Here is a 22,938-nt window from a genome sequence, read left to right on the forward strand (position 1 = left end):
GGAGCCGGTTCGGGGAGGGCGCAGGCCAGTGTGGCGCCACGGCCGCGGGGTGTGCCGCAGGCCGTGGTGGCGCAGCGGGCCCGGTGTGGGCGTGGTCCCGAACGGCGCGGCCGACCCCGGTGATGGCGACGGCCTGGGTGATGCTCTCCCGCCCAGGGCGATGCCGTTGACCAGGCGGCCCGAGTGACGCCCTGCCGGTTCGGGTGGCCCTGCCGGTCCGAATGATGGTGCTGGCCCTGGGCGATGCCCAGGCCGGAGTCGCGCCGCCTGCCCGGCCGCGTTGCTCATCCGAGTCACGCCGCCCGCCCGCGCCCGCGTCACCCGCCCGAATAGCGCTCGCGCAGCTTGTACTTCAGTACCTTCCGCAAGGTCTCGCCCCGTGGCAGCGCGTCCACCACCTCCAGCCTCTCCGGCAGCTTGTGCACGGACAGCCCCTCGGCGCGCAGGTGCGCGGCCGCTGCCGCCAGGGTCAAGGGCTCGGCACCCGGCGGCTGTTCCACCACCGCGCAGACCAGCTCTCCGCGTGCGGTGTCCGGCAGGCCGATCACCGCCACGTCTCCGACCGCCGGATGCCGGTGCAGCAGGTCCTCGATCTCCTGGGCCGAGATGTTCTCGCCCTTGCGGATGATGACGTCCTTGAGCCGGCCGGTGAGGACCAGGTGCCCGGTCTCCGTCACGTGCCCGAGGTCACCGGTGCGCAGGAAACCGTCCGGGTCGAAGGCCTCCGCCGTCTGCTCGGGATTCAGGTACCCCCGGCACACCGCCTCCCCGCGCAACCGCACCTCCCCGTCCACGATCCGGATCTCCATGCCCTCCGGCGGCCGTCCCTCGGTCGTCGCCAGCAGCTCGGGGGTGTCGTCCGGCGCCCCCATGGTGATCATCGGCACCTCGGTCATGCCGTAGCCGTGGGTGAGCTGCACGCCCATCTCGCGGACCACCGCGTGGTAGAGCTCCGGAGGCTTCGGTGCCCCGCCGCCCGCCAGGAGTCGCAGCGTCGGGACCACAGGGGTCCCCGGCCGCTTCCGCTGCTCCGTCAGGAACATCGAGTAGAACGCCGTGGAACCGCCCGCCATGGTCACCCCGTGCCGACGGTAGGACTCCAGCGCGTCCGGCAGCGCGAACTGCTCGAACAGCACCGCCGGGAAGCCGTAGAGCAGCAGCATCACCGTGTAGTCGGGCCCGCCGATGTGGGCGTACGGGAAGGCGATCGACCCCACGTCGTCCCCCGAGGGCCGCAGTGCGTGCGCGAGGCAGGAGCCGCCCGCGATCAGGGAACGGTCCGTGTGCAGCACGCCCTTGGGGTCGGAGGTCGTGCCGGACGTCCAGTAGATCCAGCGGACCGTGGTGCCGTCGGAGGGCGGGGGAGGCAGTACGGAGGGATCCCCGTCGGGCAGGTCGCCGTACGCCTCGAAGACGCCCTTCGCGCCCAGCCGCCGGGCCATCTCCGCGTGGTCGAAGCCGCGCCACACGCCCGGCACCGCGAAGAACTCCGCCCTCGACTCGCGCAGCGCGAAGCCCACCTCGCGGTCCCGGTAGAAGGGGATGACCGGCGTCTGCACGGCCCCGAGACGGGCCAGCGCGAAGGAGAGCAGGGCCGTCTCGATCCGGGTGGGCAGCTGCCAGGCGACCACCGTGCCGGGGCGGACGCCCATGCCGTACAGCCCGGCCGCGACCCGCTCGGCCCGCGCGCGCAGAGCGCCGAAGGTGAGCCTGCGGGCGCCTTCCAGGAAGAGCGGCCGGTCCGGGGTGAGGGCGGCACGGCGGGTGACCAGCTCCCACAGCGTGCGGGACGAACTCAGGGCGTGCGGGGTCTCGTTCACGAATGCCCCCTGCTGCTTGGCTGACGGGTCGTCAGGTGGGATGCTATCTGACGCTCCATCAGATAAGCATCTGTCCGGCGGAGGGGACCCATGGCGACCGAACTGCCCCGCATCATCAGCGTCGACGACCACGTGATCGAGCCCGCCCACCTCTTCGACACCTGGCTGCCGGCCAAGTACCGCGACCGCGGACCCCGGCCCCTGACCGCCGGGATCGGTGAACTCGCCTATGTCGCGGGCAAGTACCGGATCACGATGGACCCGGACGGCCCGCCCACCGACTGGTGGATCTACGAGGACCTGAAGTTCCCGTACAAGCGCAACATCGCCGCCGTCGGCTTCGACCGGGACGAGATGACCCTGGAGGGCATCACCAGGGAGGAGATGCGGCGTGGCTGCTGGGACCCGAAGGCCCGCCTGGAGGACATGGACCTCAACCACGTCGAGGCGTCCCTCTGCTTCCCGTCCTTCCCCCGCTTCTGCGGCCAGACCTTCGCCGAGGCGCACGACAAGGAGGTCGCCCTGGCCTGTGTGCGCGCCTACAACGACTGGATGGTCGAGGAGTGGTGCGGGGACAGCGGAGGGCGGCTCATCCCGCTCTGCCTGATCCCGCTGTGGGACGTCGGGCAGGCCGTCGCGGAGATCCGGCGCAACGCCGAGCGCGGCGTGCGGGCGGTGACCTTCTCCGAGATCCCCACCCACCTCGGGCTGCCGTCCATCCACTCCGGCTACTGGGACCCGTTCTTCGCGGTCTGCCAGGAGACCGGGACGGTCGTGAACATGCACATCGGGTCCTCGTCCCAGATGCCGGCCGCCTCCCCGGACGCCCCGCCCGCCGTCCAGGCCTCGCTCAGCTTCAACAACGCGATGGCATCGATGATGGACTTCCTCTTCAGCGGGGTCCTGGTGAGGTTCCCGCGCCTCAAACTCGCCTACTCCGAGGGCCAGATGGGCTGGATCCCGTACGCCCTGGAGCGTGCCGACGACGTCTGGGAGGAGCACCGCGCCTGGGGCGGCGTCCGCGACACCATCCCCGAGCCGCCGTCCACGTACTACTACCGGCAGATCTTCTGCTGCTTCTTCCGCGACAAGCACGGCGTGGCCTCGCTCGACGTCGTCGGCCGCGACAACGCCACCTTCGAAACCGACTACCCGCACGTCGACTCGACCTTCCCGCACACCAAGGAGGTCGCCCTCGACCACGTCAAGGGCCTCGACGACGAGACGGTCTACAAGCTGATGCGCGGCAACGCGATCCGCATGCTGGACCTGGACCTCGACAAGTAGATGGACCTCACGTACACCCCGGAGGAAGAGGAGTTCCGGGCGCGCCTGCGGGAGTGGCTCGGCAAGGTGCTGCCCACGCTGCCTCCCAAGCCGTCCCCCGACGACTGGCCCGCCCGCCGCGCCTACGACCTCGGCTGGCAGCGCAGGCTCCACGACGCCGGATACGCCGACGTCCACTGGGACGCCTCCCCGACCACCCGGCTGATCTTCCTGGAGGAGACCGAGAAGGCCGGCGCGCCCTATGTGGGCGCCAACTTCGTGGGGCTGCTCCACGCCGGACCGACCATCGCCGCCGAGGGCACGGACGAGCAGCGGGCGCGCTGGCTGCCGCCGATCCTGCGCGGCGAGGAGGTCTGGTGCCAGGGCTTCAGCGAACCGGAGGCCGGCTCCGACCTCGCGGCCCTGCGCACGCGCGCGTGGCGCGACGGCGACGCCTACGTGGTGACCGGCTCCAAGATCTGGACCTCCCACGCGGAAGTCGCCGACTGGTGCGAGCTGTTGGTCCGCACGGATCCCTCGGCGCCCAAGCACCGGGGCATCACCTGGCTCGCCATGCCCATGGACGCGCCCGGCATCACCGTACGGCCGCTGCGCACGCTGGCCGGGTCGGCCGAGTTCGCGGAGGTCTTCCTCGACGAGGTGCGCGTGCCGCTCACGAACCGGGTCGGGGACGAGAACGACGGCTGGCGCGTGACGATGGTGACCCTGTCCTTCGAACGGGGCACGGCCTTCGCCGGCGAGGTCGTCGCCTGCCGCCGCGTCCTGGGCGAACTGGCCGTCGAGGCCCGCGAGAACGGCCGCTGGGACGACCCGGTGCTCCGGCGCCGGCTGGGCAGGCTCAACGCCGAGTTCCGGGCACTGTGGCGGCTCACGCAGTGGAACGTGAGCGCGGCGGAGGCCTCGGGCGGGGTGCCGGGGGCCGGAGGCTCGGTCTTCAAGCTGCGGTACTCGCACGCCCGCCAGGAGCTCTACGACGCCGCCGCCGACGTCCTGGGCCCGGACCGCCTCGACCTGGACCGGCCCTGGACCCTCGACCGCCTCTCCTCCCTCTCGTACACCATCGCGGCCGGTACCTCGCAGATCCAGCACGGCATCGTCGCCGAGCGGATCCTCGGCCTGCCGAAGGGACGGTGACCGTGCGTTTCCGGTTGACGGACGACCAGCGGGCGTTGCGCGACGGGGTGCGGCAGCTGCTGGCCCGGCGCTTCGACGCGGAGGCGCTGCGGGCCGCCGTGCGGGACCCGGTGCGACTGGACCGGGTGCTGTGGCGGGCCCTGGGCGACGCCGGGTTCTTCGCCCTGCGGCTGCCGGAGGCGGACGGCGGGGTCGGACTGGGGCTGCCCGAGGCGGTGTTGGTGTTCGAGGAGGCGGGGCGCGCGCTGCTGCCCGGGCCGCTGGCCGCCACCCACCTCGCGGCCGGTGCCGTACCGGGCGCGGCCACGGGGGAGACCGTCGTGACGGCCGTCGACGGCGGCCTCGCGGAGTGGCTGGCGGAGGCCGACGTCGTACGCGGCGACACCGCCGGAGCCGTGCCGCTGCGCTCCCTCGACCCGCTGACGCCCCTGCACCGCGTGCCCGGCGGCGCGGCGACGGTCCCGGACCCCGTCGCCGTCCTCCTCACCGCCGCGGAGCAGCTCGGCACGGCGGGCCGCGTCTGCGAACTGGCGGCGCAACACGCCCGGGCCCGCGAACAGTTCGGACGGCCCATAGGAGCCTTCCAGGCGGTGGCGCACCTGTGCGCGGGGATGCTGGTCCGGGCGGAGACGGCCCGCGCCGCGGTGTACGCGGCCGCCGTCACCGCCGACCCGGTCGACATCGCCGCCGCCCGCCTGCTCGCCGACGAGGCCGCCGTACGTGGCGCCCGCGACTGTCTCCAGGTGCACGGCGGCATGGGCTTCACCTGGGAGTCCGAGGTCCATCTGCACCTGAAACGCGCATGGGTTCGAACCCAACGTGGAGGCGGCGTCACGGAGAGTGAGGAACTCCTCGCGGTCGAGCTGGCGGCCGGGACGGCCTGACAGGCCCGCTGGCTGCGACATTGCCGATGATGCCCGTAAAGATGTCGCGGATTGTGGCATGCCGGAATTACGGAGAGTTGATACCGGGTCGTATCCGATGCGTGACTCGTAACAGCCCGGAGTCGGCTGTCCGCTCCGGTACCTTGTGTGAGATGCGAGTGGCTCAGAGCGCGGTGCGACCCAGGGGCGCGGCCTGTTCGACTCCCCGCGGTGAGCGTCGCACAGTATCCCGCAGGGGTACTCCTTCGCGCTGGAATATGCCCGAAGCGCTTGTTGGGGTGACTGTACGTCAACCATGCTGTCCCACAAGGGATTCACGTTCCGTGAACCTTGTCCCGGCCATTGTTCTGGCCATGCAGAAAATGGCTACGATCGTGGCCCTCGTGAGGCGCGAGCCTAAGTGTCCGCCGGTTCGGATGGTGTGAGCGGTGCAGGTGCTTCAAGTGCAGCTGGAGATCCGGCCCGACCCCGCAGAGGTGGGGCGTGCCCGGCGGTGGGCCCGCTCGCGCCTGGCCGGGTCCGGCATACAGGCCGACGAACCGCTCGCCGAGACGCTGATCCTGCTCGTCTCCGAGCTCGTCACCAACGCCGTGGTGCACACCGGCTGTCCCGCGGTCCTGCTGCTGTCCCTGCCGCACGCGGTGACGGACGAGGCCACGGTCCGTCTCGAGGTCGCCGACCGCAGCGGCCGGGCCCCCGTGCCCCGGTGCGCTGACGACGACGCGACCGGCGGCCGGGGCCTCGCCCTCGTCGACGGCCTCGCCGACCGCTGGGGCTGGAGCGTCGAGAGCACCGGCAAGCGCATCTGGTGCGAGCTGGACCGGTGCGCGAAGTCCGGCGAGGTCACGACGTCGTGCGGAGGGGGCGCGGCGGCGTACGGCGGTGGGGCGTCCTTCGAGGGGCTGGCGTACGAGGCGGTGTAGGGCCGGACCCTTCAGGCCGCCTCTCCGTGCCCGCCGAGCGTGTGGGGCAGGGGGCGTGGTGGACGGCGGCACATGCCGCGGGGTCTTGCGGCGAAGCCGGGGCATGGGTGCACGGCAGGCCGGCCGGTTCCGTCATGGCATGCCGCGATGCGCCGGGATGTGCTTCCGTGCGCGCCTACGGCACATACCGCATAAGCGACAAATCACCGAATCGGGTGTTGACGCGTCGTGACCATGTGCTCACGCTGGTGAGCAGCGATTCGCCGTGAGGGGACGGCGAGGGCGTCGGTGACGGCAGCCCTCGGCGAGTGTGAGTCGTGATTCGGCGTCGGCTCCCTTCAGGGCCAGGGGAGCCGGGGCGGGAGCGCCGGAGATGGGTGGCGGCGCACGCTGCCGCGCTCGGGGCGAGCAGCGGGGCGCCGCCATCCAGCTTCAGCGGATCCCTGGGGAGCCGATGCCCTAGAGAACGGCGACCGGTGCCACCGGAGACCCCGTCGCCCCGGCGAACGGCTCGGGCGTCGCCGTCAGCAGGAAGGCGTAGCGCCCCGCTTCTCCACAGGCTGTGGACAACTTTTCGAGATTCCAGTTCTGGCCCTGCGGCATCCCCATCTCCACGAGGTGGAGCGCGTGCACCGGCAGCCACAGGCCGTCCACCTCGGGCGGGAACACCTCGAAGGTCAGGGTGTCGTTGGCGACCGCCGCGACATCGCGCGCGTGGAACCACTCCGGCGTCCGGATCGACAGCCCCGGTGACGGGTAGGCGTAGGCGTGCCGGTCCCCGGCCAGGCAGACCTGGACCTGCCCCGTCCGTACGAGCACGATGTCGCCGGCCCGCACCCGGGTACCGGCCAGCTCCTCGGCGGCGTCCAGGTCCTCGGGGGTGACGGCGTACCCGCCGTCGAGCCGGTCCGCGCCCCGGGCCCGGGCGACGTCGAGCAGGACCCCGCGCGAGACGAGGTGCCGGACCGTGCCGATGCCGCTGAACCCGGCGCCGCCGTGCGCCGTGATGGAGTCGGCCGGGCGGCCGTTGTAGATCCGGCCCGAGTGCGAGACATGGGGCAGCGCGTCCCAGTGGGTGGCCGCCTGCAGCCCCATGGTCACGGCGTCGTCGCTGCAGGCGACCGTGCCCGGACCGAACAGCTCCTGGTTGATCTGCACCATGACGTGCAGCGGGTCGATGCGGCCCGGGATCATCCCCGTCTGCACGCCGTTCTGTTCGAGGGGCAGCGCGAGAGGGACGCGGTGGCCGCTACGGACGGTGGCCGCGGCCTCCCGTACGACCTCGTCGGTGATCAGGTTCAGCGTGCCGAGCTCGTCGTCGGCCCCCCAACGGCCCCAGTTGTTCACGCGCTTGGCGATGTCGTGGAACGCGTCCGGCAGCGACATGAGTCCTCCCCGGGGCTTGTCTTCCCGTATCTGACGGGTCGTAGAATTCGGGAAGCTGAAATCTAACGGTCCGTCAGAAACCGTGGGACGGGAAGGGGCCGGGCGTGGGGAACTTCTTGGCAGGGAAGGTCGTCGCCGTCACCGGCGCCGGGCGGGGCATCGGCCGGGCGGTCGCGCTCGCGGCGGCGTCCGAGGGGGCGAAGGTCATCGTCAACGACTACGGCGTCTCCGTCGACGGCGCCTCGCCGACCAGTGAGATCGCCGAGGGCGTGGTCAAGGAGATCGAGGCGGCCGGCGGGGAGGCGTCGGCCGTCGCCGACGACATCTCCACCATGGCGGGCGGACAGCGGGTCGTCGACATGGCGCTGTCGTCGTACGGGCGGCTCGACGGGGTGGTCTGCGTGGCCGGGATCCTGCGCGAGCGGATGCTGTTCAACATGACCGAGGAGGAGTGGGACCCGGTCGTCGCGACCCATCTGAAGGGCACGTTCACGGTGTTCCGGGCGGCCTCGGCGGTGATGCGGAAGCAGCGGGCCGGGACGTTGATCGGGTTCACGAGCGGGAATCACCAGGGGTCCGTGTCGCAGGCCAACTACAGCGCGGCCAAGGGCGGGATCATCTCGCTGGTGCGGAGCGCGGCGCTGGGGCTGCACAAGTACGGGGTGACCGCGAACGCGGTGGCGCCGGTCGCGCGGACGCGGATGTCGGCGGGGGTTCCGATGGAACTGGCGGAGATCGGGGAGCCGGAGGATGTCGCCGCGCTGGTGGTGTACCTGCTGTCCGACGCGGCGTCCCGGGAGGGGATCACCGGGCAGGTGTACACGGTCGCCGGGGCGAAGATCGCGGTGTGGGCTCAGCCTCGGGAGCTGCGTGCGGCGTACGCCTCCGGTGGATGGACCGTGGAGGGGATCGCGGAGTTCCTGCCCGGGTCGGTGGGGGTGGATCCGATGCCCTTGCTGGAGCGGGTGCGGGGGATGGAGAGGGCGGCTCGGGAGGGGGAGCGGCCCAACGCGTGAGGGGGCGGGGGTGCGGGTGCGGGTGGTTCGGCGAGTGCGGGCCGGTGGGGGTTGTTCGCGCAGTTCCCCGCGCCCCTAGGGGGCCGGAGACTGCGGCGTTGAGAGGGGAAGCCTGATGGACTTCGGATTCGGCGCGGAGGACGAGGACTTTCGTGCCGAGGTTCGTGAATGGCTCGCGGAGCACGCGTCGGGCGCGAGCGACCGACGCGCTTGGGAGCGGACGCTCGGTGCGGCCGGGTGGATCGGGCTCGGGTGGGGGGCGGACGGGTACGGGAACCGGAGGGCTGGTCTCACCCAACAGGTCGTCTGGGCCGAGGAGTACGCGCGCTCGGGGGCGCCTCCGCGCTCCGGGCACATCGGGGAGAACCTGCTCGCGCCCACGCTCATAGCCCACGGCACCGAGGAGCAGAAGGCCCGCTTCCTGCCTCCGATCGCCGCCGGTGACGAACTCTGGTGCCAGGGCTACAGCGAACCCGGCGCCGGTTCGGACCTGGCAGGGGTGCGTACCGCCGCCGTACGCGAGGAGGGCGGCCGGGCGTATCGGGTCACGGGGCAGAAGATCTGGACGTCGCTCGCGCACGAGGCCGACTGGTGCTTCGTGCTCGCCCGTACCGAGGCCGGGTCCCGGAGGCACCACGGGCTGACCTTCCTCCTCGTCCCCATGGACCAGCCGGGCCGTATCGAGGTCCGTCCCATCCGGCAGCTGACCGGCACCAGCGACTTCAACGAGGTCTTCTTCGACGGCGCGCGTGCGGAGCAGGTCGTCGGGGGTGAGGGCGACGGGTGGCGCGTCGCCATGAGCCTGCTCGGTTTCGAGCGGGGCGTGTCCACGCTGGCCCAGCAGATCGGGTTCGCCCAGGAGTTCGAGGACGTCGTGCGGGCGGCCGTGGAGTCCGGGGCGGCGCGGGATCCCGTCGTACGGGAACGGCTCGTACGGCAGTGGGCCGAACTGCGCACCATGCGCTGGAACGCCCTGCGCACGCTGGGCGGTTCGGGCGACGCGGGGGCGCCGAGCGTGGCGAAGCTGCTGTGGGCCGGCTGGCATCAGCGGCTGGGGGAGCTGGCGGTGCTGGTGCGGGGTGCGGCGGCGGGTGTGGGTCCCGCCGACTGGTCGGCCTCGGCGCCGTACGAACTGGACGCGGCACAGCACCTGTTCCTGTTCTCCCGGGCCGACACCATCTACGGCGGCTCGGACCAGATCCAGCGCACGATCATCGCCGAGCGCGTGCTCGGCCTGCCCAGGGAGCCCAAGGGGGCCGTGTGATGCGAGGCGTGATCTTCGACGGGAAGCAGGTCCGGGTCGTGACGGACCTGGAGGTGCGGGAGCCCGGGCCGGGTGAGGTGGCGGTCGCGATCCGGGCGGCCGGGCTGTGCCACAGCGATCTGTCGGTGGTGGACGGGACCATACCCTTCCCGGTTCCCGTGGTGCTGGGCCATGAAGGGGCCGGGGTCGTGGAGGCGGTGGGTGTGGGCGTCACCCATGTGGCGCCCGGTGACCATGTCGCGCTGTCCACACTGGCCAACTGCGGGACGTGCGCGGAGTGCGACCGGGGGCGGCCGACGATGTGCCGGGGGGCGATCGGACGCCCGGGCCGGCCGTTCAGCCACGACGGCCTGCCGGTGTACCAGTTCGCGTCGAACTCGGCCTTCGCCGAGCGCACGGTGGTGAAGGCCGTGCAGGCCGTCCGCATCCCCGAGGACATCCCCATGGCGTCGGCGGCGCTCATCGGGTGCGGGGTCCTGACGGGGGTGGGCGCCGTACTGAACCGGGCGCGGGTGGACCGGGGCGACAGTGTGCTGGTGATCGGGACGGGCGGGATCGGGCTGAACGTGCTGCAGGGGGCGCGGCTCGCGGGCGCCCTGCGGATCGTGGCCGTCGACGCCAACCCGGCGAAGGAGGAGGCGGCGCGGCGCTTCGGCGCGACGGACTTCCTCACCTCGACCGAAGGCGTGCGCGGTGTCCTGCCCACCGGCGCGGACCACGCCTTCGAGTGCGTCGGCCGTGTGGAGCTGATCCGCCAGGCGATCGACGCGCTGGACCGGCACGGCCAGGCGATCCTCCTCGGCGTGCCCCCGGCCACGGCCGAGGCGTCCTTCCGCGTCTCGTCGATGTACCTCGACAAGTCCGTCCTGGGCTGCCGCTACGGCTCCTCCCGCCCGCAGCGCGACATCGCCCTGTACGCCGACCTGTACCGCCAGGACCGGCTGCTGCTCGACGAACTCGTCACCCGGACCTATCCGGTCGAGGAGTTCGAGAGGGCGGCGGCGGACGCGGAGGCGGGGCGGGTGGCGCGGGGGGTGCTCATGTTCTGACGGCCGCCGTCCGGTCTTTCTCGGTTCGGAAGGTCCGCCGGTAGGCGGTCGGCGTGACGCCGAGCGCAGCCTGGAGGTGCTGGCGCATCGACTGGGCCGTGCCGAAGCCGGCGTCGTGGGCCACCTGGTCGACGGAGCGGTCGGTGGACTCCAGCAGGTGCCGGGCCCGTTCCACGCGCTGCTGGGTGAGCCACTGGCCCGGGCTGACGCCGGTCTCCTCGCGGAAGCGGCGGGTGAAGGTGCGGACCGACATGGACTCCTGGGCGGCCATGTCACGCAGCTGGATCGGCTCGTGCAGGCGGCCCAGGGCCCAGGCGCGGGCGGCGGTGGTGGACGCCTGCTGCGGATCGGGCACCGGCCGCTCGATGTACTGCGCCTGCCCGCCGTCGCGGTGGGGCGGTACGACCGTACGGCGGGCCACTTCGTTGGCGACGGCGGCACCGTGGTCGCGGCGCACCATGTGCAGGCACAGGTCGAGGCCGGCCGCGACGCCCGCGGAGGTCAGCACGTCGCCGTCGTCGATGAACAGCACGTCCGGGTCGACCTCGACCTGCGGGAAGAGTCGCTGGAGCCGCTGGGAGTCGGCCCAGTGGGTGGTGGCCGGGCGGCCGTCGAGCAGGCCGGCGGCGGCGAGGACGTAGACGCCGGTGCAGATGGAGGCCAGCCGGGTGCCGGGCCGCAGGTGGGCGAGGGCGGCGGCGAGTTCACCGGTCAGCACGCCCTCCTCGTAGACCGGGCCGAGTTCGTACGACGCCGGGACGATCACCGTGTCGGCGGTGGCCAGGGCCTCGGGGCCATGGGCGACGTGGATGTCGAAGTCGGCGTCCGTCACGACCGGGCCGGGCGGGCGGACCGAGCAGGTCACGACCTCGTACAGGTGCCGGCCCTTTGTGTCCTTGGGGCGGCCGAAGATGCGGTGCGGGATGCCCAGTTCGAAGGGGAGCAGTCCGTCGAGGGCGAGGACGACGACGCGGTGGGGGCGGAAGCCCGGGTGTGCTGCGCTCGCTGTCATGGCCCGATCCTAGCGAATGCTGTCCCTCGGGCCACTCGCTGCGTCCCGGGCGTGGATCGGAAGCTCTATGACGTGACACAGACAAGCGAAGCCCCCACAGTCGTGGAGCAGCCGTCGAAACCGAACCGCAGGCGTGTGCACCGCGCCTGGTTCGTCGCCGCTGTCACCTTCGTGACGATCATCGGCGCCGCGGCCTTCCGTTCCGTACCGGGTCTGCTCATCGACCCCCTGCACAGCGAGTTCGACTGGTCACGCGGCACCATCGGTGCCGCGGTCTCCGTCAATCTCGCGCTGTACGGTCTGACGGCCCCCTTCGCGGCGGCTCTGATGGACCGCTTCGGCATCCGCCGGGTGGTCGCTCTCGCCCTGACCGTCATCGCGCTCGGGTCCGGCCTCACCGTCTGGATGACGGCGGCCTGGCAGCTGATGCTGTGCTGGGGCCTGCTGGTCGGCCTCGGCTCCGGCTCCATGGCGCTGGCGTTCGCGGCGACCGTCACCAACCGCTGGTTCACCGAGCGGCGCGGCCTGGTCAGCGGCGTCCTCACCGCCGCGTCGGCCTCGGGCCAGCTGATCTTCCTGCCGCTGCTGTCCTGGATCATCGACCGGTACGACTGGCGTCCGGCGGCCGTGACGGTCGCGCTCGCGGCGCTCGCGGTCGTCCCCTTCGTCTGGCTCCTCCTGCACGACCACCCCGCCGACGTGGGCCAGAAGCCGTACGGCGCGACCGAGTTCGTACCGAAGCCGGCACCGGTGGTGGGCGCCGCGCGCCGCGCCGTGTCCGTCCTGTTCTCGGCCGCCCGCACCGGCCCGTTCTGGCTGCTCGCCGGCACCTTCGCGATCTGTGGTGCCTCCACCAACGGCCTGATCCAGACCCACTTCGTGCCCGCCTCCCACGACCACGGCATGCCCATCACGGCCGCGGCGTCGCTGCTCGCGGTCATCGGGATCTTCGACGTCGTCGGCACGATCGCCTCCGGCTGGTTCACGGACCGCTTCGACGCGCGCCGGCTGCTCGCGGTGTACTACGCGCTGCGAGGGGTGTCGCTGCTGTTCCTGCCGCTGCTGCTGGCGCCCTCGGTCCACCCGCCGATGATCTTCTTCATCGTCTTCTACGGCCTCGACTGGGTCGCCACCGTCCCGCCCACCCTCGCCCTGTGCCGCGAGCAGTACGGCGAGGACAGCGCGATCGTCTTCGGCTGGGTCCTCGCCTCCCACCAGGTGGGCGCCGCCCTGGTCGCCTTCCTCGGCGGAGTCGCCCGCGACACGTTCGGCTCGTACGACGTGGTCTGGTACGCGTCGGGGGCGCTGTGCGCGGTGGCGGCGCTGATGGCACTGGTGATCCGGCGGCGGGCGGGGGATGTGCCGGCGACGGTTTGAGACCTCTTCCTACGAGGGCCCGAAAAAAGTCGGACCAGGATGTCGAGAACCCGCGTCCCGCTCCGTCCCCGGTGTGAACGCGACCAGAATGGGTCGCACGAGCACCGAGGAGAACCATCATGGCCAAGTACCTGCTGCTGAAGCACTACCGCGGCGCCCCGGCTTCGGTCAACGACGCGCCGATGGACCAGTGGAGCCCGGAGGAGATCTCGGCGCATCTGCAGTACATGAACGACTTCGCGGCCCGGCTGGAGAAGACCGGCGAGTTCGTCAGCAGCCAGGCGCTCGCCCCCGAGGGAGCGTGGGTCCGCTACGACGGTGAGGGGCGCCCGCCGGTCACCGACGGACCGTTCGCCGAGACCAAGGACCTCATCGCCGGCTGGATGATCATCGACGTCGACAGCTACGAGCGTGCCGTCGAGCTGGCCGGGGAGCTGTCCGCCGCCCCCGGGGCGGGCGGCAAGCCGATCCACGAGTGGCTGGAGGTGCGCCCGTTCTACGGCGAGCAGCCCACCATCACGGAATGACGCCACCGATGGACGAGGCCCTGCTCAGGAGCCTCACGCCGAGCGTGCTCACCGTCCTCGTCCGCCGCGGAGCCGACTTCGCGGCGGCCGAGGACGCCGTGCAGGACGCCCTGGTCGAGGCGCTCCGCCTCTGGCCGGCCGACCCGCCGCGCGATGCGAAGGGCTGGCTGGTCACCGTGGCCTGGCGCAAGTTCCTCGACGCGACCCGGTCGGACCTCGCACGCCGCCGGCGAGAGGACCGGGTCGAGGAGGAGCCGGCGCCCGGCCCGGCGCCCGCGCTGGACGACACGCTCCAGCTCTACTTCCTGTGCGCGCACCCGTCGCTGACCCCGGCATCGGCCGTCGCGCTCACGCTACGCGCCGTCGGCGGCCTCACCACCCGGCAGATCGCCGAGGCCTACCTCGTACCCGAGGCGACCATGGCGCAGCGCATCAGCCGGGCCAAGCGCACGGTCTCCGGTGTGCGGTTCGACCAGCCCGGGGACGTGGCCACCGTCCTCCGCGTCCTCTACCTCGTCTTCAACGAGGGCTACTCCGGCGATGTCGACCTCGCCGCCGAGGCCATACGGCTCACCCGGCAGCTCGCGACCGCGATCGACCACCCCGAGGTGGCCGGTCTGCTCGCCCTCATGCTGCTCCACCACGCCCGGCGTGCCGCCCGGACCGCGCCCGACGGCAGCCTCGTGCCGCTCGCCGAGCAGGACCGCGGCCGCTGGGACACCGCGTCGATCGCCGAGGGCGTCGTGATCCTGCAGGCGGCCCTCGCCCGCGACCGGCTGGGCGAGTTCCAGGCCCAGGCCGCCATCGCGGCACTCCACGCCGACGCGCCCACCGCCGAGGAGACCGACTGGGTCCAGATCGTCGAGTGGTACGACGAGCTCGCGCGCCTGACCGACAGCCCGGTCGTCCGGCTCAACCGCGCGGTCGCCGTAGGGGAGGCCGACGGACCGCGCGCCGGCCTGGCCGCACTCGCGGCGCTGGACACCTCGCTGCCCCGCCACGCCGCGGTGGCGGCGTACCTCCACGAGCGTGACGGCGACTTGGGCACGGCGGCCCGGCTGTACGCCGAGGCGGCCCGGCGGGCCCCCAACCTCGCCGAACGCGATCATCTGATGCGGCAGGCGGCGCGGCTCAATGCGGGGCGGGGGTGCTGAGGGGTCGCGTGTGGACTGTGTCGGCTGTTCGATCCTGGTCGGGGGTGAGCTCGCCGGGGCGTTGGAGCAGGCCCAGGAGCGCACGCGCGATGACACCGGCGTCGTGCAGTCGTCTGGCCAGGTCACCTGACGTCGTAGCACTGTTGAGATGTTCGTCAGCATGCCGCAGGACGGTTTGTGCGGTGGCCTGCGTCCCGTCCCGCATCCGAGGCATGAGCTTTGACAGCTCGGGTGCCAGCAGCCGTACGTACCCCTCCATCTCCTGGAGGCGGGCCCGCTGCTCGGGCGGCTGCCCGCTGGGGCCCCACAGCGTTTCCTCGCACCGGCGCCGGATCAGGGCCGCGTCGAACGGAGCCGTCGTATCGCTCATGCTTCCGGCTCCGTGGCGAGGCACTGCCTGGCGGCGGCGATCAGCCGGGCGACCTTCAAGGGTCTGCACAGGGGCGCGGCCGAGGCCATCGGCACCGACCAGTAGGTGACGCGAGCGCGCGTGCATTCCAGGGCGTCCGCCCTGGGAACTCCGAGATAGCTGCCGAGGCCCAGGCACTCCACGTCCAGGGGCCGCCAGTCGTCGACGGCCTGACGCCAGGTACTCGGCATGGTCGCGGGCACCAGGGCGTAGTAGCGGAGGTGGCGCGGGTCGCAGATGACCGGGCCGTCGTCGAGGGCGTGGCGCATGAACTCGTCGAGCTCCGACGGCTCGGTGCTGTCCGCCAGGGCCAGCACGAGGCGGCCGGGGATGCGTACGGCGGAGAAATCGATGCCGAGCGGGAGCATGGCTACGGCGTGCTGCTGCCATTCCAGGCGGGCTCGGTCGCGGCTTGGGGGCGGAAGGGTTGCCAGCAGCCGGTGCTCCGCCGCTGACCGCCGGTCCGAGGTGGGGTGTTCGAGCACTCCGGGGTCGGCTGCGACGGGCGGTAAGACGGAGTGGCTGTGGTTGCTCGGCATGCTGGGGCCTCCCCGGTCACGTGCGTTCCGTTTCACGCCGTGACCGTAGAAGCGCTGCTACCGCGACAGGGGCACAGATTGTGCCCCTTTGCTCACGCTGAGAGAAGGCCGAGCTTCACCGCGAGTCCCGAGGCGCGACGCCTGCGCGCCGGGGACTTCGCCTCGGTCTCCTCCAGCACGATGCGTTTGGCGTAGCCGTTGTACTTGATCGTTTCTGGGGCCGCCTCGTAGGCCTGGTTGAGCGTCGCGAGGGCCACGTCCGGCTGCCCGTCGAGCTGGTAGCCGCGCGCCTCCTCGATGCGATGGCGAGCACGTCGCGGCCGCGACGGGATCGTCGCCGCGTCGGCGGCGGCCGCCTGCCGTACGGACTCCCCGCCGGCGTGCGTCTCGACGGCGATGGTCACGGCGTGCGCGCCCATGATGGCGCGCGAGAACGACGTCACCGGGTGGTAGTAGGCGGCGGGCAGACGGGTCGCCATGTCCCGGGCCAGGTCCCAGTGCCTCCAGGCTGTGCCCGCCTCGCCTCGGCGGGCTGCCGTGTATCCGGCTTCGAAGGTGAGGGCGCCGGTGATCGCGAGGACATCGTCGCTCGCGTTCGGCAACAGTGGTTCGAGGTAGGCCAGCGTTCCCATCGTCACGGCGTCGGCGGCGTCGAAGTGGGCGGGCCCGCTGTCACGGTGTGCTTGAGCGGCGAGCCACGCGGCGACGCCGATCGCGTGCGGGTCCTCGGACTCCTGGGCGGCGATCAGGGCACGGTCGGCGACGCGCCACAGCAGCGCCGCGTCGGGCTGGTAGGCACAGAAGAACTGCGCGAGGGAGTACACCTCCGCGAGGACGGCCTGCGCCGCGCGCCGCTCCGGTCCGGAGTCCGCCTGCCGTGCCGCGGCCTGGGCGTCGCGGATTAGGTCCGGCAGTAACTCGCCGATGACCTCACGGTGGTTCGGAGCAGAATGCCGGGCGGCCCAGGCGCGTGCGAGGCGAGCGCGGAGGTGCTCGGCAGGGGGCGCCTGGCGCTCGGTGGTGAGCGGGAAGGCGTCGAGCGCCGACTTCACCTCAGGGAGGCGTGGATGACCGGGACCGGTGAAGAGGCCGACCCGCATGGACTGGTCTCCGGTGAGGTCGGAGAGGTCCCGTAGGCGCAGGACCTCGGCGATACGGAGGATCACTTCGAGCTTGGGCGTCTTGAGACGGCCCGTCTCGACGCCCTTGACCCAGGAACCGGAACGGCCGACGAGGCCGCCGAGTTGCTCGCGGGTGAGGCCCTTGCGGGTGCGCAGGATCTGGAGTCGTGGCCCGAAGACAAGCGGGTCGGCGTAGGGGTCCGGGGTAGCGTCAGATGGCACGGTCTCGCCCCTTTTCTGTTCAGCGTCCACTGTCAGGGTATGGGGCGGGGGTACTTGTGTGTGAGTGCTCTGCGACGCTCCGCATAGGCGAGGGGCGAGTTGTGTGCTGTGGACTCCGTGCATGACGAAGCCGGTCCTGTACCTGATCGTCGACGAGGTCGGTCGTGGAGCAGAGCACATGCCCGGTTGAGCTACGCGGGCGGCGCGGTGTTCGCGGCGATCCACTCCAGGCATCCCTTCGAGCCGGCCTCGATCGGGACGGCCGCGATCTCCGGTTTCTGCCACGGGTGGTGCTTCAGCAGGTGGGACTCCAGCTCGGGGTAGCGGGATCGGGTGGTCTTCAGCAGGAGTTGCCACTCCTCCCCGGTGCCGAACTCGCCGTCGTGCCAGAACGCCGACGTAACAGGGCCGATGATCTGCGCACCGGCCGCGAGTCGCTCGGCGACGACCGAACGGGCGAGTTCAACGGCCTGGTCATGAGTCGGGGTCGCGGTCGATACCTGGAGAAAGTCAGCCATGCCGGGAGCGTAGGCGGCGGCCAGATGTTCAGGAAGGGCATCGCGGGGTGGCGGGTGGCCGGGTCCGCTTGCGGGCTCTGGCCCGTTGGTTGGTTGTGACCGCGCTTCCGTGATGGCTACGCCTTGGCTATGAGATCGGCTCGACTGGGGGTGTGCGGCCGCCCATCAACCAGGGAGCTTCGTGTAGATCCAGTCGAAGCCGTCGTATCCCTCGGTGTCGAGATGCGGTGCTCGGTTGAGCCCGGCGCGTATCGCCACGCGCTGAGAAGCGAGGTTGGCCGGTCGCACGCGGGCGATCAGCGGGAGGCCGGGCAGGTGACGGGATGCCCAGGTGGCGACCGCGGCTGCGGCTTCAGAGGCGAAGCCTTGGCCCCACGCTGAGGTGGCGAAACGGTAGAAGAGGTTCAGGACCGGTGCCCCGTGCAGTTCCATGGGCTTGATTCCGCAGAATCCGAGCTGCTGAGCGGAGCCGTGGTGCCGGACGACCCAGTACCCGTATCCGTGCTGCTGCCACTGATCGTCCCAACGGTGGTAAAGCGCCTCTGCTTCCTCAAGCCGGGCGAGTGCGTCGGACGGGTTGTGGGCACAGGTCTCAGGATCGCGGTGGACGGCGAAGATCGCGTCGACATCGGCTGTGGTCGGGCGTCTCAGCAACAGCCGGTCGGTCCGCAGCTCCACGGCTGCTGGGCTCCGGTCACTCATGGCAGGACCACCTCACCGGTGCGGAAGATTCGGTTCAGGTGGTGGTTCAGCACTGTGGTCGCGGACTCCGGGCTGCGCTGGCCGACGAGGATGCCGGTGCCGAGTCCCGCGGACATGGCGAGCAGGCCGGCTGCCTCCAACCGTGCGTCCACACCGGGCTCGAGCAGTGCCGCTTCCTGCGCCTGCCGGAGGAGTTCGGTCAGCGCGTCTTCGGCGGTGTCAGGGTTCTTGATGAAGGGCTGGGCTGCGAGTGCCGGGTCGTTCACGGCCAGAACCGCGTATGACGTGTAGAGGTGATGGAAGGTGCGGCTCTCGTCGTCTGCCGGCAGCGCCGCCATCAACAGCGCCTCGACCATCTCTCGCGGACCAGGACTGTCCCCGGCGGCCCGTACACGGGTGGATACCCGTTCCCCGAATCTCTCCGCCAGAAGCTCAAGCCCGAAGAACAGCAACTTCTCCTTGGTCTGGAAGTAGTACTGCACCAGCCGCAGTGACACGCCCGCCTCCGCTGCTACATCGCGCATCCCGACGGTATGCAGCCCGCGTCGGCCGGCGACCCGGATGAGGGCCTCGCCGATCTCGGTGCGCCGTTCTGCGTGGTCCACGCGCTTGGGCATCGGCCGGTTCTCCGCTCGTCGTTCCCGCTACGGCTCCCATGGGCTCTACGGCTCCCATGGGCTTTTGATGATACATCTGTACCAGTAACGTGGTACGTTCGTATCACGAAATCGATACGCCGGAGGTGGCCATGCCCGAGACCGCTGCCCGAACCCAGGCCGATGTCGGCCGCTATGTGAGCGATGCCTGGCGGGATCGCTACTTCACGGCCTGCGATGCGGTCTACGCGCTGGGGGCGCCCGCGCGCGCGGAAGAGGACGTGGAGACGTCCTTCGGCACCACGCACGTCTACCGCTACGGCCCCGCGAACGAGGCTGACCGATCCCGCACCCCCGTCGTCCTGGTGCACGGGGCGGGCTCATGCTCCGCGATGTGGTACCCGAACACCTCCGCCCTCAGCGCGGACCGCCCGGTCTACGCGATCGACACCCCGGGCGATCCCGGCCGCAGCGTGCAGCGCGAGCCCATCCACCAGCCCGAACGCGCCGCACAGTGGCTGGATGAGACACTCGCCGGACTCGGCCTCGACCGCGTACACCTCGTCGGCTCCTCCTACGGCGGATGGCTCGTCCTGAACCAGGCGCACCGCAGGCCCGGTCGCCTCGCCTCGGTCACCTTGCTCGACCCCGGCGGCTTGGAGAAGGTGGGACTGCGCTTCTTCGTCTGGATCTTCGCCAGCCTCTTCGCGACCTTCGCGCCGAAGGCGCTCCGCCCGCGACTGGCGGCCTGGCTCGAACAGCCGGTCCTCGTCGTGCCGGAACTGCGCGCGATGATCAGAACGGCGGTTCGCGCCTACCGCATACGCCGCCCGGCGCCGCTTCCCCTTCCCGAGAAGGAGCTGTCCACCATCCGGACCCCGCTCTACTTGGTGCTCGGCAAGCGAAGCCTCCTCGTACACCCGCAGCGGCAGGCGGAGCGTGTGCCGCGTCTGATCCCCGGGGCCCGAGCCGAGATCATCTCCAGCACGGGCCACGGGCCGCAGATCGACCACGCGGAGGAGATCAACCGCAGGATGCTGAACTTCATGGCTTCCGTCGACTGACAATTCCGAGCTGCCCGTCGGCGGGCAGGGGCTGATTGGATCGCGTGCGCCAACGCCACGGAGACGTCGACGAATTGGCCGCCACGGGGCTGTCCCTCAGCGCGGGTGAGACCGGAGGCGGGGCCACAGCGGCGTAATTCGGTGTTCGAGGAGAGGTGGGTCGGCCTACGGTGAGGCCCCTATGACTCTCCTACATGCGCATGACTATGGGGGCGATGGCCCGCAACTGGTTCTTCTGCACGGGTTCGGGCGGTCTCTGGCCGACTGGAGTGCCTCGGCGGCTCAGCTCACCGACGGGTATCGGGTTCTTGGCGTCGATCTGCCCGGGCACGGGCGTTCTCCCGATATCTCCCCCTGGGCGCTTCCCGCCGTGGTGCGGGACATCACCGACACGCTCGACGCGCACGGTGTGACCGAGGCCGTCGTGGTGGGGCATTCTCTCGGCGGACTGGTTGCCGTCGAGTACGCACGGGCGTATCCGGACCGTGCTCGTGCCGCCGTGAATCTCGACGGGTTCTGGTGGCGGCGTGAGGACCCGGGCGCCGAACAGGTGACTGAGGGGCTGCTGGCGTCGGTCGGGGCCGTCGCGTCGGACGGGTACGTCGAGCAGCAGGTCGCCAACTCCGCGCGGTTCGGGGTGCCCGCCGACCGTGCGGAGGCAGCTGCCCGCGCGGCGGCGCGGCCGCTGTCCGACGGTACCTGGCAGACGCTGCCGGAACGGGCCGCGGCGCTGGAGATCGTCGACGAACTCCACCGGCTCGGCGCGCACGGTGTCGCCGCCTGGCTGGACGGGGTGGACCGCCCGCTGCTGCTCGTGCAGGCCGGGCGACGGCTGCCGCCCGCGCCCGGCATGGAGTGGTTCGACGAGTTCAGCGCCCGGTTCGCCCGAGAGGTCTCCGACGAGCTGGCCGCCCTCTCCCGCGCCCGGCCGATGATCGGCGTCGAGCGGGTCGACGCCACCCATCCCATGATCCTTGAGGCCCCTGAGGCGGTGGCGACGCTGGTCGCCGGGTTCGTTCGGGCCCTGCCCGACTGAAAAGTCCGGCACACTGAGCCCAGCTGCTTCGCCGCTTCGAGAGGTCCGTTGATGACACTCGGCATGGTCCTCGGCGACGTGGACGTCGTGACTCAGCACGCTCGTTCACGCCCGATCTTCCGAGGAGTACGCCGTGTCCACGATCCACTGGACCGAGACTCAACCCCGTTCCGCCCGCTGGCACTCTGAGTCCGGACTGCCCCTGCCCCGCACGGTCGTCGTAGCCGACGACCGTATGCGGGCCGCCGTCGCCTACCGGCTGGCCTGTGAGGGCACCGCGTTGTTGTGGCGCGGGGACTTTCACAATGCGCGGCAGTTGCTGAGTGCCTTGGACCGTCGTGTCGGGCGTACCGCGCCCGGGGCGGCGGACACGGCGGCCGAGACCTTCCGGTCGCAGCGCCGGTTTCGTGCCCACCGTGCTCGCGTGCTCGGCAAGTTGCTGGTTCTGCTGGACGCGGATCACGGACTGGACCTGCGGAGGGCTCCCGATGTGCGCCGGGCGGTCGCCGAGGCGTACGGGGCGTTCGACGGGCCCGTGGCCGTCGCCCTCTCCGAGTTGCTGGGTGTGATCAGTGCCCGGCAGTGGCGGGAGAAGGGCGTGCACGTCCCGGCGCTGGATGCGGTGGTTCACCCGCACTATGGGGTGTTCGCGCCCACCCGGAGTGAGTACGTCGACCTCGTCGCCCGGGCTCCGCTGCCGCGAGGCGGTGAGGTACGGGTCGCGTTCGACCTGGGCACCGGAACCGGCGTGCTCGCCGCCGTGCTGGCCCGGCGGGGCGTCGGGCAGGTCGTGGCGACCGACGTCAGTGCGCGCGCCCGGGCGTGTGCGCGGGACAACGTGGGGCGGTTGGGGCTCGAGGGGGTGATCCGGGTGGTGAGCGGGTCCGAGCTGTATCCCCCGGGGCGCGCCGACCTGGTCGTGTGCAACCCGCCCTGGATTCCCGGCCGTCCCGCCTCCGACCTCGACCTCGGCGTCTACGACGCGGGTGGTGGCATGCTGCAGGGCTTCCTGAGCGGGCTCGCCGAGCGGCTGGAACCCGGAGGTGAGGGCTGGCTCGTGCTGTCCGACCTCGCCGAGCGGCTCGGGCTGCGCAGTCGCGAGCAGTTGATGACCGCCGTGGAGAGTGCCGGGCTGCGGGTGGTCGACCGGCTGGACACGCGTCCGCGTCACGCCCGTGCGCGGGACACGGACGATCCACTGCACGCCGTACGGGCCGCCGAGGTCACCTCGCTGTGGCGGCTGGCCGTCGGCTAGTCCTCCGTCAGCCGCGCGAAGCGCCCTCGGTGGAACAGCAGCGGTCCGTCCGGATCGTCCGTGCCCGTGCCGAGGGCGTTCACCCGGCCGACCACGATCAGGTGGTCGCCGCCCGTGTGGACGGCGTGGATCGCGCAGTCGATCCAGGCGACCGCGCCGGAGAGGCGGGGTGAGCCGGAGACGGGTGCCCTGTCGTAGGCCACGCCTGCGAACTTGTCCGCGCCGCTCACCGCGAAGGAGCGGCACAACTCGCCCTGGTCGGCACCCAGGACGTTGACGCAGAAGACGCCCGCGCGGGCGATGCGCGGCCAGGTCGTCGACGTACGGCCGACCATGAAGGCCACGAGCGGCGGGTCGAGGGAGAGGGAGCTGAAGGACTGGCAGGCGAAGCCGGCGGGGGCGGAGTCGGGGGTGGCGTGAGTGTCGGGAGCGGCGGGGGGTGCCGTCACGATCGTCACGCCCGTCGCGAAGCGGCCCAGGACGCGGCGGAATTCCTGCCGCTCCAGGGGAGCGCGCTCGTCTTCACCCACGCAGCGCAGCTCCGGGCGCGGCAGCGGTTCCACGGGCCGTGGGGCCGGGGTGCGGGTCGTCGACCTGAGGTAGCGGACGGCGGCCTCCGCCATCCCTGCTTGTCCCATCACGC

General features: G+C 71.5%; 23 protein-coding genes. 13 read left to right on the forward strand and 10 right to left on the reverse strand.

Features of this window, described 5'->3' with window-relative positions; all coding sequences use genetic code 11:
* Window positions 1–317: 317 nt before the first annotated feature.
* On the reverse strand, window positions 318–1,820 hold the full coding sequence (locus ACZ58V_RS40910; protein ID WP_471296427.1) for a class I adenylate-forming enzyme family protein: 1,503 nt from the start codon (window positions 1,818–1,820) through the stop codon (window positions 318–320).
* A gap of 90 nt (window positions 1,821–1,910) precedes the next feature.
* Between ACZ58V_RS40910 and ACZ58V_RS40915 the strand changes: the two genes are divergently transcribed.
* The 4 genes from ACZ58V_RS40915 to ACZ58V_RS40930 all read left to right on the forward strand — a co-directional run bounded on the left by ACZ58V_RS40915 (window position 1,911) and on the right by ACZ58V_RS40930 (window position 6,048).
* Window positions 1,911–3,107: an amidohydrolase family protein gene (locus ACZ58V_RS40915; RefSeq protein ID WP_471296430.1), complete on the forward strand. Its 1,197-nt coding sequence runs from the start codon at window positions 1,911–1,913 to the stop codon at window positions 3,105–3,107.
* The gene (locus ACZ58V_RS40920) at window positions 3,108–4,241 is read left to right on the forward strand and encodes an acyl-CoA dehydrogenase (RefSeq protein WP_471296432.1); all 1,134 of its coding nucleotides are present in this window, start codon (window positions 3,108–3,110) and stop codon (window positions 4,239–4,241) included.
* 2 nt (window positions 4,242–4,243) lie between these two features.
* On the forward strand, window positions 4,244–5,125 hold the full coding sequence (locus ACZ58V_RS40925; protein WP_468194232.1) for an acyl-CoA dehydrogenase family protein: 882 nt from the start codon (window positions 4,244–4,246) through the stop codon (window positions 5,123–5,125).
* A gap of 443 nt (window positions 5,126–5,568) precedes the next feature.
* The gene (locus ACZ58V_RS40930) at window positions 5,569–6,048 is read left to right on the forward strand and encodes an ATP-binding protein (RefSeq protein ID WP_468194606.1); all 480 of its coding nucleotides are present in this window, start codon (window positions 5,569–5,571) and stop codon (window positions 6,046–6,048) included.
* A 459-nt stretch (window positions 6,049–6,507) separates the two neighbouring features.
* On the opposite strand, the gene ACZ58V_RS40935 is transcribed toward ACZ58V_RS40930, so the two are convergent.
* Window positions 6,508–7,434 (reverse strand): cyclase family protein, encoded by a 927-nt coding sequence (locus ACZ58V_RS40935; RefSeq protein WP_468194234.1) that lies wholly within the window; start codon window positions 7,432–7,434, stop codon window positions 6,508–6,510.
* 104 nt (window positions 7,435–7,538) lie between these two features.
* Between ACZ58V_RS40935 and ACZ58V_RS40940 the strand changes: the two genes are divergently transcribed.
* The 3 genes from ACZ58V_RS40940 to ACZ58V_RS40950 all read left to right on the forward strand — a co-directional run bounded on the left by ACZ58V_RS40940 (window position 7,539) and on the right by ACZ58V_RS40950 (window position 10,763).
* Window positions 7,539–8,450: an SDR family oxidoreductase gene (locus tag ACZ58V_RS40940; protein WP_468194236.1), complete on the forward strand. Its 912-nt coding sequence runs from the start codon at window positions 7,539–7,541 to the stop codon at window positions 8,448–8,450.
* Between the two features lie 115 nt (window positions 8,451–8,565).
* Window positions 8,566–9,714, forward strand: coding sequence for an acyl-CoA dehydrogenase family protein (locus ACZ58V_RS40945; protein ID WP_471296434.1), 1,149 nt, complete (start codon window positions 8,566–8,568; stop codon window positions 9,712–9,714).
* Window positions 9,714–10,763, forward strand: coding sequence for an alcohol dehydrogenase catalytic domain-containing protein (locus ACZ58V_RS40950; RefSeq protein ID WP_471296437.1), 1,050 nt, complete (start codon window positions 9,714–9,716; stop codon window positions 10,761–10,763). Before ACZ58V_RS40945 ends, ACZ58V_RS40950 begins: the two co-directional genes overlap by 1 nt.
* Here ACZ58V_RS40950 and ACZ58V_RS40955 read toward each other — a convergent pair.
* Complete coding sequence (locus tag ACZ58V_RS40955) at window positions 10,753–11,775, reverse strand: GlxA family transcriptional regulator (protein WP_468194242.1); 1,023 nt, start codon at window positions 11,773–11,775, stop codon at window positions 10,753–10,755. The two genes, ACZ58V_RS40950 and ACZ58V_RS40955, sit on opposite strands and share 11 nt — an antisense overlap.
* Window positions 11,776–11,847: 72 nt before the next feature.
* Here ACZ58V_RS40955 and ACZ58V_RS40960 point away from each other — a divergent pair, with 72 nt between their 5' ends.
* The 3 genes from ACZ58V_RS40960 (at window position 11,848) to ACZ58V_RS40970 (ending at window position 14,833) form a co-directional block, all read left to right on the forward strand.
* Window positions 11,848–13,152 carry an MFS transporter gene (locus ACZ58V_RS40960; protein ID WP_468194245.1) on the forward strand — a complete coding sequence of 435 codons (1,305 nt, stop codon included), beginning with the start codon at window positions 11,848–11,850 and terminating at the stop codon, window positions 13,150–13,152.
* Between the two features lie 119 nt (window positions 13,153–13,271).
* Window positions 13,272–13,679, forward strand: a complete 408-nt coding sequence (locus tag ACZ58V_RS40965; protein WP_471296441.1) for a YciI family protein — start codon at window positions 13,272–13,274, stop codon at window positions 13,677–13,679.
* 8 nt (window positions 13,680–13,687) lie between these two features.
* Window positions 13,688–14,833, forward strand: a complete 1,146-nt coding sequence (locus ACZ58V_RS40970; RefSeq protein ID WP_471296474.1) for an RNA polymerase sigma factor — start codon at window positions 13,688–13,690, stop codon at window positions 14,831–14,833.
* Here the strand turns inward: ACZ58V_RS40970 and ACZ58V_RS40975 are convergent.
* The 6 genes from ACZ58V_RS40975 to ACZ58V_RS41000 form a co-directional block, all read right to left on the reverse strand.
* Window positions 14,811–15,203, reverse strand: a complete 393-nt coding sequence (locus ACZ58V_RS40975; RefSeq protein ID WP_471296444.1) for a hypothetical protein — start codon at window positions 15,201–15,203, stop codon at window positions 14,811–14,813. The two genes, ACZ58V_RS40970 and ACZ58V_RS40975, sit on opposite strands and share 23 nt — an antisense overlap.
* On the reverse strand, window positions 15,200–15,781 hold the full coding sequence (locus ACZ58V_RS40980) for a hypothetical protein (protein ID WP_471296446.1): 582 nt from the start codon (window positions 15,779–15,781) through the stop codon (window positions 15,200–15,202). The genes ACZ58V_RS40975 and ACZ58V_RS40980 overlap by 4 nt, the downstream gene beginning before the upstream one ends.
* Before the next feature lie 92 nt (window positions 15,782–15,873).
* Window positions 15,874–17,124 (reverse strand): helix-turn-helix domain-containing protein, encoded by a 1,251-nt coding sequence (locus ACZ58V_RS40985; RefSeq protein ID WP_229873156.1) that lies wholly within the window; start codon window positions 17,122–17,124, stop codon window positions 15,874–15,876.
* A gap of 191 nt (window positions 17,125–17,315) precedes the next feature.
* Window positions 17,316–17,642 (reverse strand): divalent-cation tolerance protein CutA, encoded by a 327-nt coding sequence (gene cutA / locus ACZ58V_RS40990; RefSeq protein ID WP_189726985.1) that lies wholly within the window; start codon window positions 17,640–17,642, stop codon window positions 17,316–17,318.
* 165 nt (window positions 17,643–17,807) lie between these two features.
* The gene (locus tag ACZ58V_RS40995; protein ID WP_189726984.1) at window positions 17,808–18,344 is read right to left on the reverse strand and encodes a GNAT family N-acetyltransferase; all 537 of its coding nucleotides are present in this window, start codon (window positions 18,342–18,344) and stop codon (window positions 17,808–17,810) included.
* Window positions 18,341–18,961 (reverse strand): TetR/AcrR family transcriptional regulator, encoded by a 621-nt coding sequence (locus ACZ58V_RS41000; protein ID WP_189726983.1) that lies wholly within the window; start codon window positions 18,959–18,961, stop codon window positions 18,341–18,343. The genes ACZ58V_RS40995 and ACZ58V_RS41000 overlap by 4 nt, the downstream gene beginning before the upstream one ends.
* Window positions 18,962–19,092: 131 nt before the next feature.
* On the opposite strand from ACZ58V_RS41000, the gene ACZ58V_RS41005 reads away from it, so the two are divergent.
* The 3 genes from ACZ58V_RS41005 (at window position 19,093) to ACZ58V_RS41015 (ending at window position 22,295) form a co-directional block, all read left to right on the forward strand.
* The gene (locus ACZ58V_RS41005) at window positions 19,093–20,004 is read left to right on the forward strand and encodes an alpha/beta fold hydrolase (protein ID WP_189726982.1); all 912 of its coding nucleotides are present in this window, start codon (window positions 19,093–19,095) and stop codon (window positions 20,002–20,004) included.
* Between the two features lie 181 nt (window positions 20,005–20,185).
* Entirely contained in the window at window positions 20,186–21,040 is an 855-nt protein-coding gene (locus ACZ58V_RS41010; protein WP_471296451.1) for an alpha/beta fold hydrolase, read from the forward strand.
* 133 nt (window positions 21,041–21,173) lie between these two features.
* Window positions 21,174–22,295 carry a methyltransferase gene (locus tag ACZ58V_RS41015; protein ID WP_471296454.1) on the forward strand — a complete coding sequence of 374 codons (1,122 nt, stop codon included), beginning with the start codon at window positions 21,174–21,176 and terminating at the stop codon, window positions 22,293–22,295.
* Here the strand turns inward: ACZ58V_RS41015 and ACZ58V_RS41020 are convergent.
* Window positions 22,292–22,933 carry a flavin reductase family protein gene (locus ACZ58V_RS41020; protein ID WP_471296456.1) on the reverse strand — a complete coding sequence of 214 codons (642 nt, stop codon included), beginning with the start codon at window positions 22,931–22,933 and terminating at the stop codon, window positions 22,292–22,294. The two genes, ACZ58V_RS41015 and ACZ58V_RS41020, sit on opposite strands and share 4 nt — an antisense overlap.
* Between the last annotated feature and the right edge of the window lie 5 nt (window positions 22,934–22,938).

It is taken from the genome of Streptomyces sp. NPDC040589 (genome assembly GCF_055594445.1).

Coding starts and splice junctions, on each gene's coding strand:
- ACZ58V_RS40915 (WP_471296430.1), top strand. CDS start 1,911: ATGGCGACCGAACTGCCCCGCATCATCAGCGTCGACGACCACGTGATC.
- ACZ58V_RS40920 (WP_471296432.1), top strand. CDS start 3,108: ATGGACCTCACGTACACCCCGGAGGAAGAGGAGTTCCGGGCGCGCCTG.
- ACZ58V_RS40935 (WP_468194234.1), bottom strand. CDS start 7,434: ATGTCGCTGCCGGACGCGTTCCACGACATCGCCAAGCGCGTGAACAAC.
- ACZ58V_RS40945 (WP_471296434.1), top strand. CDS start 8,566: ATGGACTTCGGATTCGGCGCGGAGGACGAGGACTTTCGTGCCGAGGTT.
- ACZ58V_RS40950 (WP_471296437.1), top strand. CDS start 9,714: ATGCGAGGCGTGATCTTCGACGGGAAGCAGGTCCGGGTCGTGACGGAC.
- ACZ58V_RS40955 (WP_468194242.1), bottom strand. CDS start 11,775: ATGACAGCGAGCGCAGCACACCCGGGCTTCCGCCCCCACCGCGTCGTC.
- ACZ58V_RS40965 (WP_471296441.1), top strand. CDS start 13,272: ATGGCCAAGTACCTGCTGCTGAAGCACTACCGCGGCGCCCCGGCTTCG.
- ACZ58V_RS40970 (WP_471296474.1), top strand. CDS start 13,688: ATGGACGAGGCCCTGCTCAGGAGCCTCACGCCGAGCGTGCTCACCGTC.
- ACZ58V_RS40975 (WP_471296444.1), bottom strand. CDS start 15,203: ATGAGCGATACGACGGCTCCGTTCGACGCGGCCCTGATCCGGCGCCGG.
- ACZ58V_RS40980 (WP_471296446.1), bottom strand. CDS start 15,781: ATGCCGAGCAACCACAGCCACTCCGTCTTACCGCCCGTCGCAGCCGAC.
- cutA (WP_189726985.1), bottom strand. CDS start 17,642: ATGGCTGACTTTCTCCAGGTATCGACCGCGACCCCGACTCATGACCAG.
- ACZ58V_RS40995 (WP_189726984.1), bottom strand. CDS start 18,344: ATGAGTGACCGGAGCCCAGCAGCCGTGGAGCTGCGGACCGACCGGCTG.
- ACZ58V_RS41000 (WP_189726983.1), bottom strand. CDS start 18,961: ATGCCCAAGCGCGTGGACCACGCAGAACGGCGCACCGAGATCGGCGAG.
- ACZ58V_RS41005 (WP_189726982.1), top strand. CDS start 19,093: ATGCCCGAGACCGCTGCCCGAACCCAGGCCGATGTCGGCCGCTATGTG.
- ACZ58V_RS41010 (WP_471296451.1), top strand. CDS start 20,186: ATGACTCTCCTACATGCGCATGACTATGGGGGCGATGGCCCGCAACTG.
- ACZ58V_RS41020 (WP_471296456.1), bottom strand. CDS start 22,933: ATGGGACAAGCAGGGATGGCGGAGGCCGCCGTCCGCTACCTCAGGTCG.